The organism is Microbacterium album (assembly GCF_014643695.1).
Classification (GTDB): domain Bacteria; phylum Actinomycetota; class Actinomycetes; order Actinomycetales; family Microbacteriaceae; genus Microbacterium; species Microbacterium album.
In genome coordinates this window covers 44,545-60,933 of sequence record NZ_BMJY01000010.1, presented here as the reverse complement: position 1 = coordinate 60,933, position 16,389 = coordinate 44,545, and the positions used below count along the sequence as shown (strand labels likewise).

Annotated in this window: 15 protein-coding genes; 8 read left to right on the top strand and 7 right to left on the bottom strand. The window is 71.4% G+C overall.

Going from position 1 to position 16,389, the window contains the following annotated elements; all coding sequences use genetic code 11:
* The first annotated feature begins 12 nt into the window (after positions 1-12).
* The gene (locus IEX37_RS11455) at positions 13-1,470 is read left to right on the top strand and encodes an aspartate ammonia-lyase (protein WP_188756409.1); all 1,458 of its coding nucleotides are present in this window, start codon (positions 13-15) and stop codon (positions 1,468-1,470) included.
* A 38-nt stretch (positions 1,471-1,508) separates the two neighbouring features.
* Here the strand turns inward: IEX37_RS11455 and IEX37_RS11450 are convergent, their stop codons facing one another.
* Positions 1,509-2,378 (bottom strand): fumarylacetoacetate hydrolase family protein, encoded by an 870-nt coding sequence (locus tag IEX37_RS11450; protein ID WP_188756408.1) that lies wholly within the window; start codon positions 2,376-2,378, stop codon positions 1,509-1,511.
* Positions 2,379-2,547: 169 nt separating this feature from the next.
* On the opposite strand from IEX37_RS11450, the gene IEX37_RS11445 reads away from it, so the two are divergent.
* From IEX37_RS11445 to IEX37_RS11435, 3 genes are all read left to right on the top strand, one after another.
* The gene (locus tag IEX37_RS11445) at positions 2,548-3,759 is read left to right on the top strand and encodes a PrsW family intramembrane metalloprotease (RefSeq protein WP_188756407.1); all 1,212 of its coding nucleotides are present in this window, start codon (positions 2,548-2,550) and stop codon (positions 3,757-3,759) included.
* Positions 3,760-3,950: 191 nt separating this feature from the next.
* Positions 3,951-4,322 (top strand): FKBP-type peptidyl-prolyl cis-trans isomerase, encoded by a 372-nt coding sequence (locus tag IEX37_RS11440; RefSeq protein ID WP_188756406.1) that lies wholly within the window; start codon positions 3,951-3,953, stop codon positions 4,320-4,322.
* 147 nt (positions 4,323-4,469) lie between these two features.
* Positions 4,470-5,021, top strand: a complete 552-nt coding sequence (locus IEX37_RS11435; RefSeq protein WP_188756405.1) for a YceI family protein — start codon at positions 4,470-4,472, stop codon at positions 5,019-5,021.
* Positions 5,022-5,088: 67 nt separating this feature from the next.
* Here the strand turns inward: IEX37_RS11435 and IEX37_RS11430 are convergent, their stop codons facing one another.
* Positions 5,089-6,411: an MFS transporter gene (locus IEX37_RS11430; RefSeq protein WP_188756404.1), complete on the bottom strand. Its 1,323-nt coding sequence runs from the start codon at positions 6,409-6,411 to the stop codon at positions 5,089-5,091.
* A 165-nt stretch (positions 6,412-6,576) separates the two neighbouring features.
* Between IEX37_RS11430 and rpsO the strand changes: the two genes are divergently transcribed.
* Positions 6,577-6,846 carry a 30S ribosomal protein S15 gene (rpsO, locus tag IEX37_RS11425; RefSeq protein ID WP_029145701.1) on the top strand — a complete coding sequence of 90 codons (270 nt, stop codon included), beginning with the start codon at positions 6,577-6,579 and terminating at the stop codon, positions 6,844-6,846.
* Positions 6,847-7,328: 482 nt separating this feature from the next.
* On the opposite strand, the gene surE is transcribed toward rpsO, so the two are convergent.
* The 4 genes from surE to IEX37_RS11405 form a co-directional block, all read right to left on the bottom strand.
* Positions 7,329-8,084 (bottom strand): 5'/3'-nucleotidase SurE, encoded by a 756-nt coding sequence (gene surE / locus IEX37_RS11420; protein WP_188756403.1) that lies wholly within the window; start codon positions 8,082-8,084, stop codon positions 7,329-7,331.
* Positions 8,081-9,142: a 1-phosphofructokinase family hexose kinase gene (locus IEX37_RS11415; protein ID WP_188756402.1), complete on the bottom strand. Its 1,062-nt coding sequence runs from the start codon at positions 9,140-9,142 to the stop codon at positions 8,081-8,083. Before IEX37_RS11415 ends, surE begins: the two co-directional genes overlap by 4 nt.
* 64 nt (positions 9,143-9,206) lie before the next feature.
* The gene (locus tag IEX37_RS11410; RefSeq protein ID WP_188756401.1) at positions 9,207-10,241 is read right to left on the bottom strand and encodes an isopenicillin N synthase family dioxygenase; all 1,035 of its coding nucleotides are present in this window, start codon (positions 10,239-10,241) and stop codon (positions 9,207-9,209) included.
* An 88-nt stretch (positions 10,242-10,329) separates the two neighbouring features.
* Positions 10,330-11,475, bottom strand: coding sequence for an acyltransferase family protein (locus IEX37_RS11405; protein WP_188756400.1), 1,146 nt, complete (start codon positions 11,473-11,475; stop codon positions 10,330-10,332).
* A gap of 192 nt (positions 11,476-11,667) precedes the next feature.
* Between IEX37_RS11405 and IEX37_RS11400 the strand changes: the two genes are divergently transcribed.
* Both IEX37_RS11400 and IEX37_RS11395 read left to right on the top strand, forming a co-directional pair.
* Positions 11,668-12,870, top strand: a complete 1,203-nt coding sequence (locus tag IEX37_RS11400) for an LLM class flavin-dependent oxidoreductase (RefSeq protein ID WP_373286265.1) — start codon at positions 11,668-11,670, stop codon at positions 12,868-12,870.
* A gap of 30 nt (positions 12,871-12,900) precedes the next feature.
* Entirely contained in the window at positions 12,901-13,548 is a 648-nt protein-coding gene (locus IEX37_RS11395; RefSeq protein WP_188756398.1) for a CE1759 family FMN reductase, read from the top strand.
* Between the two features lie 19 nt (positions 13,549-13,567).
* On the opposite strand, the gene IEX37_RS11390 is transcribed toward IEX37_RS11395, so the two are convergent.
* Entirely contained in the window at positions 13,568-14,242 is a 675-nt protein-coding gene (locus IEX37_RS11390) for a DedA family protein (protein WP_229663227.1), read from the bottom strand.
* Positions 14,243-14,402: 160 nt separating this feature from the next.
* Between IEX37_RS11390 and IEX37_RS11385 the strand changes: the two genes are divergently transcribed.
* On the top strand, positions 14,403-16,376 hold the full coding sequence (locus IEX37_RS11385) for a glycosyltransferase (RefSeq protein ID WP_188756397.1): 1,974 nt from the start codon (positions 14,403-14,405) through the stop codon (positions 16,374-16,376).
* Positions 16,377-16,389: the final 13 nt, after the last annotated feature.

Below are 16,389 nucleotides of genomic sequence, written 5' to 3'. Positions count from 1 at the left end.
ACGAGGATGCTCATGGCTGCGCCGCTGGAGACACGTACGGAGTCGGATTCGCTCGGCTCGCTCGAGGTTCCGGTGGGGGCGTATTGGGGGATCCATACGGCTCGGGCGTTGGAGAACTTCGATGTGTCGAAGCGGCCGATCTCGGTGTATCCGGAGTTGGTGGGCGCGTTGGCGATGGTGAAGCAGGCCGCGGCGCGCGCGAACCGGGAGATCGGGGTGTTGGATCCGGTGCGGGCCGATCTGATCGATCGGGCGGCTCAGCGGGTGATCGAGGGGGAGTTCCACGATCAGTTCGTGGTCGGGGTGATCCAGGGCGGTGCGGGCACGTCGACGAACATGAACGCTAACGAGGTGATCACCAACATCGCGCTGGAGCTTGCCGGACGCCAGAAGGGTGATTACGGGTATCTGTCGCCGTTGGATCACACCAACCGCAGCCAGTCCACCAACGATGTGTACCCGACGGCGATCAAGGTCGCCCTGTCGCTGGTGCATGTGTCGTTGCTGGAGGAGCTGGACCTGTTGCGGCGGGCGTTCTTGGACAAGGCGGCCGAGTTCGACGACGTGCTCAAGGTCGGGCGCACGCAGTTGCAGGACGCGGTGCCGATGACGTTGGGGCAGGAGTTCCACGGGTTCGCCACCACGCTGGGCGAGGATCATCAGAGGTTGACGGAGAACGCGTCGCTGCTGACGGAGATCAACCTCGGCGCGACCGCGATCGGCACGGGCGTGACCGCCCCGCGCGGGTACGCCGAAGCGGCCCGCCGCCACCTCAGCGAGATCTCCGGCCGTGAGCTGACCACCGCGTCGGACCTGGTCGAGGCCACCAGCGACACCGGCGCGTTCATGTCGTTCTCCGGCTCCCTCAAACGCAACGCGATGAAGCTGTCGAAGATCTGCAACGACCTGCGCCTGCTGTCCTCGGGCCCCCAGTCCGGGTTCGGGGAGATCAACCTCCCACCCCGCCAGGCCGGATCCAGCATCATGCCCGGCAAGGTCAACCCCGTCATCCCCGAGGTGGTCAACCAGGTCGCGTTCGCCGTCGCCGGCGCCGACACCACCGTCACCATGGCCGCCGAGGCCGGGCAACTCCAGCTCAACGCGTTCGAACCGGTCATCGCCCACTCGCTGCTGCAGTCCATCACCTGGATGCGTCAGGCCATCCACACCCTCCGCGTGAACTGCGTCACCGGCATCACCGCCAACCGCGACCGCCTCGGCACCATGGTCGGCTCCTCCGTCGGCGTCGTCACCGCCCTGACCCCCTTCATCGGCTACTCCGCCGCCGCCGCCCTGGCCAAGACCGCGCTCCTGACCGGCCGCAACGTCGCCGACCTCGTCATCGAAGCCGGACTCATGACCCGCACCGAGATCGACAAGCAACTCACCCCCGCACGCCTGTCCGGCACCGAAGCCATCACCGCCGCCCTCCCCGTCGTCAGGCCCGACGACCATGGTGGGCGCGAGTGAGCACTCCCCGTTGAGTGCGCCCGGCGCAGCGGTCGCGGTCAGTCGACGACGCGGCAGTGGGTGCTGAGGGCGCCGATGCCGTCGATGCCGACCGTGACGGTCGAGCGGTCGCGCAGCAGGACCTGGGGGGTACGGGAGTAGCCGGATCCGCCGGGGCTGCCCGTCGAGATGAGCGTCCCGGGCAGCAGCGTGATGCCGTGTGAGAGGTGGGAGATGAGCTTCGCGACCGAACGCACCATCTGGCCCGTCGAGGCATCCTGCATCATGTGCCCGTCGAGCTCGGTCCAGATGTGCAGGTCCTGCGGGTCGGGCACCTCGTCGGCCGTGACGACGTACGGGCCGACCGGCGTGAAGCCGTCGAAGGACTTGCACCGGCACCACTGCGCCTCGGAGTACTGGATGTCGCGCGCCGAGATGTCGTTGACCACCGTGTAGCCGAAGACGTAGTCGAGCGCCTCGTCTTCTGTGACGTCGCGCGCGGCGCGACCGATGATCACGCCGAGCTCGGCCTCGTAGTCGACGGCATTCGTGAGCGAGCGCGACCACGTCGTGGTGCCCTCGTGCGGCGCGAGCGAGTTGGGCCACAGCGTGAAGACGGTCGGAGTGTCGTCCGTCTTCAGGTTCAGCTCTCCCGAGTGCGCGGCGTAGTTGAGGCCGACCGCCATGATCGACGGCGGCGCCAGCACCGCGGGCGCGAACGTCGCCTCGGCCAGCGCGACCCGCTCGCCCCCGCCCGCCGCGGCCGCGTCCCGGACGGCGGCCTGCAGCCCGTCGCCGCCCGCGATCAGGGCCTCGAGCGTACGCGGACCGTGGGGCACGAGGCCGGGGACCGGCAGGGCCTCGTCGCCGTCGATCAGCGCGAGGGTGGGGGCGTCGCCCCCGGGGAGGACGAGGTGGGCGAAGCGCATACGTCCAGGCTATCGGCCGGGACGTCCGGCGTGCTGTCAGCGGCCACCGAGGATCGCCCGCCCGGCTTGTGGCATGGCGATAGCGCCGCCGCCGCGGGATCGCGCGAATAGGATGGCCAGACGTGCGGCGGCCCACCGTGCCGGCGCATCCCGACGACGAGGATGGCAGATGACCTACGGCACCGGCCTGACCCCGCCTTCGCACCCGCGCTTCCCGACGCCGTTCGCGCAGCCCGAGCACGGCGTCGGCGCCCACATCGCGCCGGCTCCCGCGGTGCCGCCGCTGCCCGTCGCCTCCCGTCGGGGCCGGAGGGCGTGGGGATGGCTCTGGCCCGTGCTCGCGCTCATGCTGCTGGCGCTCGTGGCGTACTTCGTGACGTTCCTCGGGGCCGCCGCGTCCATCGTGGGGATGCTGGCGGCGCTCATCCCGTACGCCATCGTGATCGGCGCGGTCGTCCTGATCGACAGGTGGGAGCCCGAGCCGAAGGGCCTGCTGGCCTTCGCCGTGGCGTGGGGTGCGATCGCGTCCGTGGCGTTCACGCTGCTGTTCGACCTGGCGCTGCGGGTCGCCGCCCCGTTCCTGCGCGAGGCGGACTTCTTCGGCGCGGTCGTGCAGGCGCCGATCGTCGAGGAGGTCTTCAAGGGCCTCGGGCTGCTCCTAATCTTCTGGATGGGCCGGCGCGCGTTCGACGGGCCGGTGGACGGCGTCGTCTACGGGGCCATGGTCGGGGCGGGCTTCGCCTTCACCGAGAACATCCAGTACTTCGCGATCGCGGTGATCGAAGGCGGTGCGGCCCAGCTCGGCTTCACGTTCGTCCTGCGCGGGATCCTCTCGCCGTTCTGCCACGCCATGTTCACGGGCCTGACGGGTTTCGCCCTCGGCCTCGCCGCGCGGCGCGGGCTCGCCACCGGTCCGAGCCTGGCGTACTGGCTGGTAGGCCTCGTCGGCGCCGTCCTGCTGCACGCGCTCTGGAACGGCGCCGGCTACGTCGTCAGCGGCGGGATCGTCGGATGGCTCGGCTACTACGTCGTGCTGCAGGTGCCGATCTTCGCGCTCTTCGTCTTCGGTGTCGTGCTGCTGCGGCGCGAGGAGGCGCGCCTGACCCGGGAGCGGCTGGGCGAATACGCGACGGCCGGGTGGTTCACGCCCCAGGAGGTCGACATGCTCGCCACGCCCGTCGGGCGCCGCACGGGCATGGCGTGGGCCGCCACGCTCAGAGGGGATCGACGCAAGCTCATGAAGTCGTTCATCAGGGACTCCGCGTCGCTCGCGGCCGCGCGTCAGCGTGCGCTCTCGGGCCGCGATCCGCATGCCGCCGAGGACGAGCACGTGCTGCTCGCCCGTATCGCGGCGACCCGCCAGGCACTGCTGTCCTACTGACGCCAGGGGTGTTGACACGGGCGAAGGACGAGGCGCATCCTGGTGTCAGATCAACTCAGCGCCCGGAAGACTCGCAGGCATCGCCGCGGCCCGGGCGCTGAGTCTGTTCCGGGCGATCCCTCGCTCCGCTGTCGGCGTAATGCTGCGCCGTCCACCTCCCCGCACCGCGCTCGTCGTGGTGTGATGGAGGCATGAGCGCAGATCGCAGCAAGCCCGAGTTCGACGCACCCCAGGGTCCGGCACCGTCGGAGCTCGTCATCCGCGACGTCATCGTGGGGGACGGGGCCGAGGCCAAGCCGGGCGACACCGTCACGGTGCACTACGCGGGGGTCGAGTACGAGACCGGCGAGGAGTTCGACTCCTCGTGGAACCGCGGCGAGAGCATCCAGTTCCCGCTGCGTGGCCTGATCCAGGGATGGCAGGAGGGCATCCCCGGGATGAAGGTCGGCGGTCGGCGCGAGCTCGTCATCCCGCCCCACCTCGCGTACGGCCCGGCCGGCTCCGGGCACTTCCTCAGCGGTAAGACTCTGATCTTCATCATCGACCTCATCGACGTCGCCTGACCCGCCCGCATGCGAACGGTCCCGGTGCCCGCGAGGGTGCCGGGACCGTTCGCATGAAATTCATCCGCCATTCGGGAATATATGCAGGCGCATGGGTATTGTGATCCGTGTATCGCCGTACCGACACGGCTCAACGCGAGGAGAACAATGAGCATCGACATTCCCGGCTACCGTCCCGGCACCTACGTCCTCGACCCCTCCCACAGCGAGGTCGGCTTCAGCGTCCGCCACATGATGATCTCGAAGGTGAAGGGACACTTCCAGGTCATCGAGGGCACCATCGAGGCCCCGGAGAACCCGCTCGAGGCCAAGGTCACCGCGAAGGCGGACGTCGCGTCGATCAACACCAAGGACGAGGCGCGCGACCAGCACCTGCGCTCGGCCGACTTCTTCGACGCCGAGAACCACCCGACGATCACGTTCGTCTCCACGGGCGTGCGCGCGCAGGACGGCGACTTCTTCGTCGACGGCGACCTGACGATCCGCGGCGTGACCAAGCCCGTCACGTTCACCATCGAGTTCGGCGGGTTCGGCTCGGACCCCTGGGGCAACTACAAGGCCGGCGCGACCGGTACCGCGGTCATCGACCGCGAGGACTTCGGCCTCACGTGGAACGCCGCGCTCGAGACCGGCGGTGTGCTCGTCGGCAAGGACGTCACGATCACGCTCGACCTGCAGGGCGCGCTCAAGCAGGACTGAGTCCGACGTTTCGCCAGGAAGCGCCCGAAAGCCTCGTGCTTTCGGGCGTTTTCCGGTGACGCCGGCGTCAGGGCCGCGGATTCTCGGCGTCGTACGCGCGGAAGCCGACCGCGAAGCGCAGCACCGTGCCCACGATCGCGACGATGAGCATCCCGCCCAGCAGGGGCGGCAGCCACAGGGTCGTCAGCGTCGCGATCGTGCCGGCGTACAGGGCTCCGATGCGGGGTCCGCCGGCCACGACCACCATGAAGACCCCCTGCAGGCGTCCGCGGACCGCGTCGGGCACGGCGGACTGCAGCATCGTCTGCCGGAAGATCGCGCTGACGTTGTCCGTCGCCCCCGTCAGGGCGAGGCACACGCAGGCCAGCACGATGAGGACGAGATTGGGCGACGTCTCATCCGGCCCGCCGGCGGGCGCGAACGCGCCGAAGGCGGCGGCGAGCAGCACGAGCCCGAACAGGCCCGTCGCGATCCCGAAGGCCTGGATGGCCCGCGCGATCCCGACCCCCTGCCGCCGCACGGACCCGATCCTGCCGGAGAACAGGCTCGAGATCAGCACGCCCGCCGCGATCGCGGCCATGAGGACGCCCGCCGTCACCTCGCCGCCGCCCAGCAGCAGCGCGCCGATCGCGGGGAACAGCGCGATGGGGTGTCCGAACGTCATCGCGATGATGTCGAGGATGAACTGCATGCGGATGTTGGGCGCGACCCGAAGGAAGGCGAGCCCGTCGATCACGGACCGCAGGCCCGGCCGCGTCGTCTGCCCGTCGGGCACCAGGCGCGGGAGCGTGGCCAGCCCGAGGAACAGCGACAGCATCAGGACGACGTCGATCGTGTAGGTGATCGGGTACCCGAGGAAGGCCACGAGGATGCCGCCCGCCGCGGGCCCCACCATCACCATGACGCCCGTCGTGATGCCCGTGAGCGCCGCCGCCGCGGGGATGAGCGCCTTCCCGACGAGCCTCGGCGTCATGGCCGCCTTCGTCGCCGACGCCACGGAGCTCGCGCACGAGTTGACGATGGACAGCAGGTACAGCCACCACTCGGTGATGCCTCCCGTCCAGGCGAGCACCGCCAGCAGCAGGGTCGCCAGCCAGCCGAACGATGCCGCGACCAGGGCCACGGTGCGGCGATCGAAGTGGTCCGCGAGCATGCCGCCGTAGAGCCCCGCGATGACCATGGGGACGAGACCGGCGACCGCGATCATGGACACGGCGAACGTCGAGCCCGTCAGCGCGTACATGTGCAGCATGACGGCCGTGATGGTCAACTGGGTGCCCAGTCCGCTCAGCAGCGTCCCGACCCAGAGGCGCGCGAACGCCGGGCTCTCGGTCAGCGGGCGGACGTCGATGAGATGGCTGCCGGGCTTCCCCCGCTCGGTGTGCGTCACAGCACGAGGCTAGGGCATGCCGCGGGGGCGGCCCGGACGCTGGCGGTGCGCAGGCTCCCGCCGACTGGTAGACTCGTGCAGTTGCCGTTCGATCGGCCGCGGATAAAGAGAGCTCGCGCATCAGGCGTCGGGCGCCGCGCAACGAAGAGGAAGGGGATCGGTTCTATGGCACTGGATGCAGACGTCAAGAAGGCGATCATCGAAGAGTACGCGACGCACCCCGGTGACACCGGTTCCCCCGAGGTGCAGGTCGCGATGCTGACGCAGCGCATCAAGGACCTCACGGAGCACCTCAAGGAGCACAAGCACGACCACCACTCGCGTCGTGGCCTGTTCCTGCTCGTCGGTCAGCGCCGCCGTCTGCTCGGCTACCTCCAGGACATCGACATCGAGCGCTACCGCTCGCTGATCGAGCGTCTCGGACTGCGCCGCTGAGGCGCAGCCGAGCTGCAGCAGAGCGCACCAGCGTTCAATCGTCTTCCGAAGGCCCGTCCCACGGTGTGGGACGGGCCTTCTTTACTTTTTCTCTCCTTTCTTTCCTCCCGCTCGTCGGGCCCCGAGGGGCCGCTCCTCGGGGGAGGCGCTTCGCTTTGCTTCGCGCGCCGGCGCTGCGCGCCTGGTGGCGGGCGCACTCGCGCCCGCACGCTCGCGCTTCGCGCTCTGTTTCTTTTTTCCTCCCGCTCGTCGGGCCCCGAGGGGCCGCTCCTCGGGGGAGGCGCTTCGCTTTGCTTCGCGCGCCGGCGCTGCGCGCCTGGTGGCGGGCGCACTCGCGCCCGCACGCTCGCGCTTCGCGCTCGCACCGGGTTGAGGTGGGTCGGGTTGATGGGGGGCCTCTGTCCCGCTCGTTGAGCGGAGCGGCGCAGCCGCGGAGTCGAAACGGGTTGAGCGGAGCCGCGTAGCGGCGGAGTCGAAACCGGCTAGGTGGCGCGCGGGGGCCGGTAGCCGAGCTCTCGGTGGGATACCGATTCCAGGCCCGTGACGGTGGCCCAGCCCTCGGCGAGCAGCGCGGCGTCGCTGCCGGGGGAGGGGACCTTCGGGAGGTCCTCCACCGCGAGCCGGATGTGCTTGTCACCCTTCTCGCTCAGGGTGGTCTGCACGATGCCGAACGGGGCGAGCGGCGCCTCCCGGATGCCGCGATGCCGCTCCGTGTTCGGCACGTTGACGTTCACGACGGAGCCCTTCTCCTGATCCATGAGGAAGGGCAGCACCTCCAAGGCCGTCGCGGCGGCCGCATCCCAAGCGAACGTCTCGGGCCGCATCCCCACGTCGAGTGACACCGCCATGCCCCACGCACCGTTCAGGCCGCCCGTGAGCGCCGCCCCGACGGTCCCCGAGTGGAGGATCGCGCGTCCGACGTTCGCACCGTGATTGACGCCCGAGAGCACGACGTCGAACCGCTCGCCGAAGGCCCCGTGAGCCGCGATCAGGGCGATCAGGCCCGGTCCGCCGCGCACCGCGAACGCGGGCACGTCGTCGAGGCCCTCGAGCTCCCGCCGCTCGACCGCGATCCGGCCGCCCTCCTCGCCTGCCATGATCGAGGCGCTCGCGCCGCTCGACTGGCGCTCGGGCGCCGCGATCGTGACGTCGAAGCCGCGGGCGATCGCCGCCCGCGCGAGCGCGTGCAGCCCTGCCGCGTCGATGCCGTCGTCGTTCGTGACGAGAACGCGCGTCATGCGCCCTCCTCGCGGTGCCCGCGTACTTCTTCGGTCTCCTCGCCGGGCTGCGCGAGCGAGGCCAGCCCGTCGGGGCTGACGCGGCCCCTGCTGTCGTCCTCGGCGGCCGGACGATCGCCGTCGACGTCCTCGCCGCGCAGCACGCGTACGCGTACGCCGTCGCGCAGTCGGCGGATCGTCTCGGCGTCGCCCGTGCCCAGGCCGTGACGGGTCACGTTGAGGGCGCCGGCCGCGGCGCCCGTCACGATCGCATCCCGCAGTCGTTCTCCGGCCGCGAGGCCCGCGCAGACGCCGCCCGTGAGTGAGTCCCCGGCGCCCCGGGTCTCGGCCGCCTGAAGCTGGGGCTGGGTCACCTCCAGCACCCTGTCGCCGTCGAGCACGAGGAATGGTTCGCCCCCGCGCGTCACGATGACGTCGCCCGCGCCGCGCTCGCGCAGCTGCTCCATGGCGGCGATGATGGGCCCGGTGTCGTCCTCGTCCGCGTCTTCGGGAAGCAGGCCGTCCGCGCGCAGCTCCTCGTCGCTCACCTTGAGCAGATCCACGCCCCCCTCGAGCGCGGCGGTCATGCGCTCGCCCGCGAGGTCGACCACGACCCGGGCGCCGTTGCCGCGCAGGTCGGCGGCGAGCCGCCGGTAGGTGTCGTGGGGCAGCACGCCGTCGCCGTCGGGACCGCTCAGCAGCACGAGCCGCGAGTCGATTCCCTCGCGCAGCGTCGCGCCGTAGAGCTCGTCGAGCTCGTGACGCCCGAGTCTGTCTCCCTGCGTCTCGGCGATCGCGGCGCGCGCCCCGTCGCGCCGATCGTGCACGTACGCCGCACCCCGCCCCGCGCGCTCCACCGCGATCACGCGGAAGCCCTCGTCCGTGAGAAGGTTTCGCACGACGAGCCCGGTCTCGCCCGTCAGCACGCAGCACATCGTCACGTCCACCCCGAGGCGGCGCAGCATGCGCGCCTGCCACACGCCCTGGCCCCCCGCGTGGACGTGGATGTCGGGCCCGGACTCGTGGTCCTCGATCGTGACGGTCAGCGTGGGCGACGGCGCGAAGATCGTGGCGTCCATGCTCCGACGCTACGGCGCGGTCAGCTCCCGGGTCATCCCCCTTGCACGCGCGTGCCGCGACGGGTTATGCGGGCTTCGCGGCCTCGGCCAGCAGGTCCGCATGCCAGCGATCGGCGACGTCCGGGTGCGCGCGCAGCCGCGACTTCAGCGCGTTCTCCCCGTACAGGGCGTGGATCGGATTGGCCGGATCCTGCTCCACCCCGCGTGCCCGCGCGGCGAGCTCCGGCGGCAGGTCGATGACCGGCAACCGCGTGTCGAGAGCCGGATTGAAGAAGAACGGCACCGAGATGCGGTCCTCCGGGTGCCGCGGCGAGACGACACGGTGGTTGGTGGCGCGCAGGTAGCCGCCCGTCGCGTACTCCAGCATCTCGCCGATGTTGACGACGAACGTCCCCGGCACGGGCGGCGCGTCGACCCAGTACCGCTCGCCCGACGCGCCCTCGCGCTCGACCTGCAGACCCCCGCGGCCGGGCTCGATCCACAGCAGCGTGAGCACGCCCGAGTCCTTGTGCGCGCCCACGCCCTGCTGCGGCTCCGGCTCGCTCGTGCCCGGGTAGCGCACGATCTTGATCAGGGTCGCGGGGTCTCCGAAGTGACGGTCGAAGTAGTCCTCCTCGGCGCCGAGCGAGAGCGCCCAGGCGCGCAGCAGCCGCCGTGCCACGGTCGACAGACGCTCATGCCATTCGGCGACCACCTCGCGCAGCTCGGGCTGCGCGTCCGGCCACAGGTTCGGCCCGACGAGCCGGAAGAAGGCGGGCGCGTCCGGATCCGCGACGGCCTCTCGCTCCGGGCCGATGTCGAGCTGCTCGCGCCAGTCCACCGCGCCGCGGGTGCGCTCGCCGCCGACGCGCGTGTAGCCGCGGAAGTGCGGGCTCTTGACGTTCTCGATCGCGAGCTTGTCGGCCTCGGGCAGCGCGAAGAAGTCGCGCGCCGCGCGCAGCAGGCGCGCCTCCAGCTCTGGCTCGACGCCCGTGCCCGTGAGGTAGAAGAAGCCCACGTCGCGCGTGGCCGAGGCGAGGTCTTCGCGGAACCGCGCGGCGGCCTCCGGCCCCGCGTCGAGCTGAGAGAGGTCGAGGATCGGCAGGTTCAGGTCGCTCATGCGACGACCGTAAGAGCCGCACACGCCCGACGCGAGCATGTGACGGAAGATTGCCGCGCGCGCCGGCGCGCCGGCCCCGTCGCAGCGGCTAGGAGCGCGGCTCCTCGTGGGGGCGGCGCGAGCCGGTCGGGTCGTTGCGCCTGTCAGTGCGGGACGCGAGCGACGGGTCCGCGAAGAGCCAGCGCGGACGCGGCTCGATGAGCGGGCGGAACACGCGCCGCACGGGGCGCGTGGCGAGCAGCACGGCGATCGCGACGGAGAGCAGGCACACGAGCGGCAGCCACAGCCACGTGGGGTCAAGCCCGCGCAGCACGCCGGACTGGCGGAACGGGTACAGCACGAACGAGTGCAGCAGGTAGACGTACATCGTGTAGGCGCCCAGGCGCGTCCACGACCGCTCGCGCAGCGGCACGAGCGCGAAGAATGCCGCGCACAGGACGAGCGCGACCGCCATGATCGCCAGGCGCACGGCGCCCGCCCACCAGGGGGCCGCGCCCGAGCCGATCATGTGCGCGTAGTCGTTGTCGTAGAAGAGCCAGTTGCGCAGATCCATCTCGTCCCAGCCCGCCAGCCCCGCCCACGCGGCCCATCCCGCGACGGCGAAGACCGCGAGCCCACCCGCCCGCGTCCACCAGGGACGCCGTTCGAGCAGGCGCAGGCGCTCGACGACATCGCGCTCGCGCAGCCACCAGCCCAGCGCGAAGAAGGGCAGGAAGCCGAGCGTGCGGGACAGCGAGAAGGTGCTGTCGACGTTGGGTAGGTAGCCAACGCCGACCGAGACCGCGACGGTCCAGGCGAGGGGCCAGCGCAGCAGCGCCAGGTACGGCAGCACCAGGCGGAAGATGCCGAGCGCGAGCAGGAACCACAGCGTCCAGGACGGCTGGGTGAGATTGGGGCCCGACGCTCCCTCGGTGAGGGTCTTGGTGAGCCACCACAGCATCTCGAAGATGACGTAGGGGACGAGGATGTCGGTCAGGATCCGCGCCATCTGGCGCCTCGAGGGGGCGTCCGACTTGGAGAAGTAGCCCGAGATGATCGCGAAGGCCGGCATGTGGAAGGCGTACACGACCAGGTAGAGGGCGTACGCGATGTCGGAGTCGTACGTGAGTCGCTGGATCGCGTGACCCAGGACGACCAGCACGATGCACGCGAAGCGGGCGCTGTCCCAGAAGGGCACGCGCGGCCGGGCGCGCGGGGTGGGACCCGTCGCCGGCGACGCCGGTGCAGAGCTCATTCGGTCCAGGCTAGCGTGATCGCATCGTTACCTCTCGGAGACGGGGACCGTCCGGGAATACTCCGGGCGCCGCCGCGTTGCATCAACTATATTCAGTCGCATAGAAATCGGATGCGGGACGACACACCAGCGAGCGCCGGACGTCCGGCGTGGATCGGAGCAGGCGACATGAGCGAGACCACCCAGCGAGCGATGCAGTTCGGCATCTTCTCCGTGAGCGACATCACGGCGGACCCGACCACGGGGCGTACGCCCAGCGAGGCGGAGCGCATCCGGGACATCGTGACGATCGCGAAGCACGCCGAGGAGGTCGGGCTCGACGTGTTCGCGCTCGGTGAGCACCACAACCCGCCGTTCTTCTCGTCCTCCCCGACGACGACGCTCGCGTACATCGGCGCTCAGACGAGCCGCCTGATCCTCTCGACGGCGACCACGCTGATCACCACGAACGACCCGGTGAAAATCGCCGAGGACTACGCCATGCTGCAGCACCTCACGGGCGGGCGTGTGGATCTGGTCATGGGACGCGGCAACACGGGGCCCGTCTACCCCTGGTTCGGCCAGGACATCCGCCAGGGCCTGCCGCTCGCGATCGAGAACTACGCGCTGCTGCGCCAGCTGTGGGAGAACGACGTCGTCGACTGGGAGGGCAAGTTCCGCTCGCCGCTGCAGGGCTTCACGTCGACGCCGCGGCCGCTGGACGGCGTCCCGCCGTTCGTGTGGCACGGATCCATCCGCACGCCGGAGATCGCGGAGCAGGCCGCCTACTACGGCGACGGCTTCTTCGCGAACAACATCTTCTGGCCCAAGGAGCACTACCAGCGGCTCATCGCGCTCTACCGGCAGCGCTACGCCCACTACGGACACGGCACCCCCGAGCAGGCGATCGTGGGGCTCGGCGGACAGGCGTTCATGGCGAAGAACTCCCAGGACGCCGTGCGGGCATTCCGGCCGTACTTCGACAACGCCCCGGTGTACGGGCACGGGCCGTCGATGGAGGACTTCACCGAGATGACGCCGCTGACGGTGGGATCGCCGCAGCAGGTGATCGACCGCTATGCCGCGATGCGCGACCACTACGGCGACTACCAGCGTCAGCTGTTCCTGATGGACCACGCCGGCCTGCCCGTCAAGACGGTGCTCGAGCAGCTCGACCTGCTCGGCGGCGAGGTCGTGCCGGTGCTGCGCAGGGAGCTCGCGCAGGACCGCCCCGCCGACGTCCCGGACGCCCCGACGCACGCCGCGCGGGTGAAGGCCGCCTACGGCGATGCCGAGCCGCGCCAGGCGCGCCCGACCGCGGCCGGTGGCAACAACCTCACGGTCGGCGGCCCGTATCAGGACACGCCCTCGGCGCCCCGGCCCGGTTCGGCATTCGGATCGGCCGCCACGCGCTGACCGACGAAACGACAACCGGAAGGACACGACATGACCGACACACGACGGATCGCGGTGGTCTCCGCGGGCCTGTCGACTCCCTCGTCGACCCGCATGCTCGCCGATCGGCTGGCCGCGACAGCGGTCGCCGAGCTGGCGGCGCGCGGGATCGAGGCGCACGCGGAGACGTTCGAGCTGCGCGACTACGCGCACGACATCACGAACAACCTCCTGGCCGGCTTCGCGCCGCCCGCACTGGAGAAGATGCTGACGCAGGTGGCGACCGCCGACGGGCTCATCGCGGTCACGCCCATCTTCTCCACGAGCTACTCGGGCCTGTTCAAGTCGTTCGTCGACGTCCTCGACCGGGAGGCGCTCGTGGGCACGCCGGTGCTCATCGGCGCGAACGCGGGCACCGCCCGGCACTCCCTCGCGATCGACTACGCCATCCGCCCACTGTTCGCATACCTGCACGCCGAGCCGGTCTCGACGGGCGTGTTCGCGGCGTCGAGCGACTGGGGCGGCCAGGAGGACGACGTCGCGCCCCTCGCCGCGCGCATCGAGCGCGGCGCGCGCGAGTTCGCCGACGCGCTCGCCGCCAAGCCCCCCGCAACGGCGGCCGACCCCTTCGACCCCGACAGCTACCTGGGCGCGGGCCGTTCCTTCAGCCACCTGCTGGGCGGTCTCGCCGGCCAGTAGCGCCTCCTCGCCCCGTTCGTCACGGCATCGGCCGGAACCGCCCGATGAGGAAGTCGACCGTCCACCCGGCGGCGATCGCGATCGCGATCGAGACCAGCACGGCGACGACCGTGCCGCCGGGGATGACGGACCCGATCGCGGCGCCCATGAGCGCCTGGAAGGCAGCCCATGCGAGCGCGGCGGCGCCGGCGATCGGCAGGTAGCGCGTCGCGGGGACGCGCGCCGCTCCCGCCGAGAGATTGACCGCCAGGCGGCCGAACGGGATGAAGCGAGCCGTGAAGACGGCCGTCGCCGCGCGCGTGCGCAGGCGCGAGGCCGCCCATTCGAAGGCGCGCTGCAGCCGCGGACGCTGCATCACGCGCCATCGCTGGGGGTGGAGGGTCCGGCCGATGGCGTAGCAGGCGGCGTCGCCGGCGAATGCCGCCACCCCGCTCGTCAGGATGACCGCCCACAGCGGCGGCGCACCGTGCAGGACGGCCATCGTGCCGAGCGCCGTGACGGCCGCCTCGCCGGGAATGACCACGAGGAAGGCGTCGGCGAACACCACGCCGGCGAGGAGCGCCAGCGCCCAGGGGCTGGCCGCGATCGCGGCGATCAGGGCGTCGGCCCCGGTCGCCGGCACGAAGCCGGAGGGGGAGGCCGCGGCCGTCACGAGCCATGCGCCGGAGAGGAAAACCGCGCCGAAGGGGAGCACAGCGACGGTCTATCCCATGTCGGTGAACGCGCGGGGAACGGGCCGCTGGGTGACAGGAAGGGGTGCGCCTCGGTGACGGATGCACAACAACGGGTGAACGCTCGGGGAACCGGCGTGCCGAGAGCGCCCGGAGCCGCCGTCCAGCCGCCACGCTGAGAACGTGAGAGTCGCGCTGGTCGCAGAGTCCTACCTGCCGCACATGAACGGGGTCACGCACTCCGTCCTGCAGATGGTCCGTCACCTCGAGGGGCGGGGCCATGAGGTCCTCGTCGTCGCCCCGCAGTCCGGCCCGGATGCGCACTCGGCCGGCAGGCCCGTCTCATCGGGTCGCCGCGACCGCACAGTGCTCATGCCGTCGGTGCCGATGCCGTCCTACCCCGACGTGCGGGTGGCCTACCCGACGACCGCCCGCCTGGCGCGCGTCCTGCGGGACTTCCATCCCGACGTCGTGCACCTGGCGTCGCCGTTCGCCCTGGGGTGGAAGGGGCAGAACGCCGCGGACGCGCTGAGACTGCCCACGGTGGCCGTCTACCAGACCGACGTCGTGGCGTACGCCGAGCGCTACGGCGTCCCCGGCGCGGCGCCGCTCGCGGCCGCCCACGTCGCGCGGCTGCACAAGCGCGCCACGCTGACCCTGGTGCCTTCCTCGTCCGCCGAGCACCAGCTCGCCGGCCTCGGCATCGACCGCCTTCGGCGCTGGGGACGCGGAGTCGACGCCGAGCGTTTCCGCCCGGAACGGCGAGATGAGGCGTGGCGCGCGGCGATCGCCCCGGGCGAGCTGCTCGTGGGGTACATGGGCCGGCTCGCGGCCGAGAAGCAGGTCGAGGATCTGCGTGTGCTGTGCGACATCCCCGGGGTCCGGCTGGTGATCGTCGGCGACGGCCCGGAGCGAGCGCGGCTCGAACGCGAACTGCCCCGTGCGGTGTTCACCGGCTTCCTCGGCGGGGAAGCGCTCGCCGTCGCGCTCGCGAGCTTCGACGTGTTCGTGCATCCGGGCGAGAGTGAGACCTTCTGCCAGACCGTGCAGGAGGCCCTCGCGAGCGGCGTTCCGGTCGTCGCCACCGGTCGAGGGGGCCCGGTCGACCTCGTCCGCTCGAGCGTCGACGGCTGGCTGTACCGCCCGGGAGACCTGGACGATCTCCGCGCGCGCGTGCTCGACCTCACCGGCGACGATGCCAAGCGGCGCTCATTCGGTGCCGCAGCGCGGGAGAGCGTCGCGTCCCGCACGTGGGAGTCGCTGGGGGAGCAGCTGGTGGACTACTACCGGGAGGCGCAGCGCCTGCGCCCCCGCGACGACGCGTCGCGCGAGCGCGGTCGCCCGCGCCCCGAGGCGGTCGAGCCGCCCTCGCCGCGGCCCTGGCGCCGTTACGTCGCGCTCGGGGACTCGCTCACCGAGGGACTGTGCGACACGTCTCGCATGGAGGCGGGGGAGTACCGCGGCTGGGCGGATCGCCTGGCGACGCTGCTCGCACAGAACCGCCGCGAGTTCCGGTACGCCAACCTCGCGGTGCGCAGCCGCCGCGTCCGCGACCTGGTGGACGAGCAGGCCCCCGCCGCGCTCGCGATGCGCCCCGACCTCGTCTCCATCTTCATGGGCGCGAACGACCTCGTCGGTCACGGTGCCGATCCGGTGGCGCTCGCCCGCGAGGTCGAGGGCGTCGTGCGGGAGATCCGCGCCACCGGCGCCGATGTGCTGCTCGTCACGCCGTTCCTGCCGCAGCGGGCCGCCGCCCGCATCTTCCTGCGCCGGTTCTCCGCCTACGCGCTCGAGCTGCGCCGCGTCGCCGCCGAGACCGACTCGTACCTGCTCGACGGCGCCGTGCTGCCCGCCCTGGGGGACCTCGGGATGTGGGCCGACGACAAGGTGCACCTGCGCTCGCGCGGCCACCGCTACCTCGCCTACCGTGCGGCGGAGGCCCTCGGGGTCCCCGATGCGGAGACGCTCGGCGGTCTCGACGACGCGCTCCACGCCGACGAGGACGATCCGCAGGGCGCGTGGCTCCGCCGACACGCCCTGCCGTGGGTATGGCGGCGCATGCGGGGTCGCACGGCGGGCGACGGGCTCGTGGCGAAGCACGACGACTACGTGGTCATCCCCGGGGGCAGGGCGCCCCGACGCAGCAAGCTGGCGTGAACGCAGCGGCGGT

Coding starts and splice junctions, on each gene's coding strand:
- IEX37_RS11455 (WP_188756409.1), top strand. CDS start 13: ATGGCTGCGCCGCTGGAGACACGTACGGAGTCGGATTCGCTCGGCTCG.
- surE (WP_188756403.1), bottom strand. CDS start 8,084: ATGACGCGCGTTCTCGTCACGAACGACGACGGCATCGACGCGGCAGGG.
- IEX37_RS11405 (WP_188756400.1), bottom strand. CDS start 11,475: ATGAGCTCTGCACCGGCGTCGCCGGCGACGGGTCCCACCCCGCGCGCC.
- IEX37_RS11400 (WP_373286265.1), top strand. CDS start 11,668: ATGCAGTTCGGCATCTTCTCCGTGAGCGACATCACGGCGGACCCGACC.
- IEX37_RS11450 (WP_188756408.1), bottom strand. CDS start 2,378: ATGCGCTTCGCCCACCTCGTCCTCCCCGGGGGCGACGCCCCCACCCTC.
- IEX37_RS11440 (WP_188756406.1), top strand. CDS start 3,951: ATGAGCGCAGATCGCAGCAAGCCCGAGTTCGACGCACCCCAGGGTCCG.
- rpsO (WP_029145701.1), top strand. CDS start 6,577: ATGGCACTGGATGCAGACGTCAAGAAGGCGATCATCGAAGAGTACGCG.
- IEX37_RS11395 (WP_188756398.1), top strand. CDS start 12,901: ATGACCGACACACGACGGATCGCGGTGGTCTCCGCGGGCCTGTCGACT.
- IEX37_RS11435 (WP_188756405.1), top strand. CDS start 4,470: ATGAGCATCGACATTCCCGGCTACCGTCCCGGCACCTACGTCCTCGAC.
- IEX37_RS11410 (WP_188756401.1), bottom strand. CDS start 10,241: ATGAGCGACCTGAACCTGCCGATCCTCGACCTCTCTCAGCTCGACGCG.
- IEX37_RS11445 (WP_188756407.1), top strand. CDS start 2,548: ATGACCTACGGCACCGGCCTGACCCCGCCTTCGCACCCGCGCTTCCCG.
- IEX37_RS11415 (WP_188756402.1), bottom strand. CDS start 9,142: ATGGACGCCACGATCTTCGCGCCGTCGCCCACGCTGACCGTCACGATC.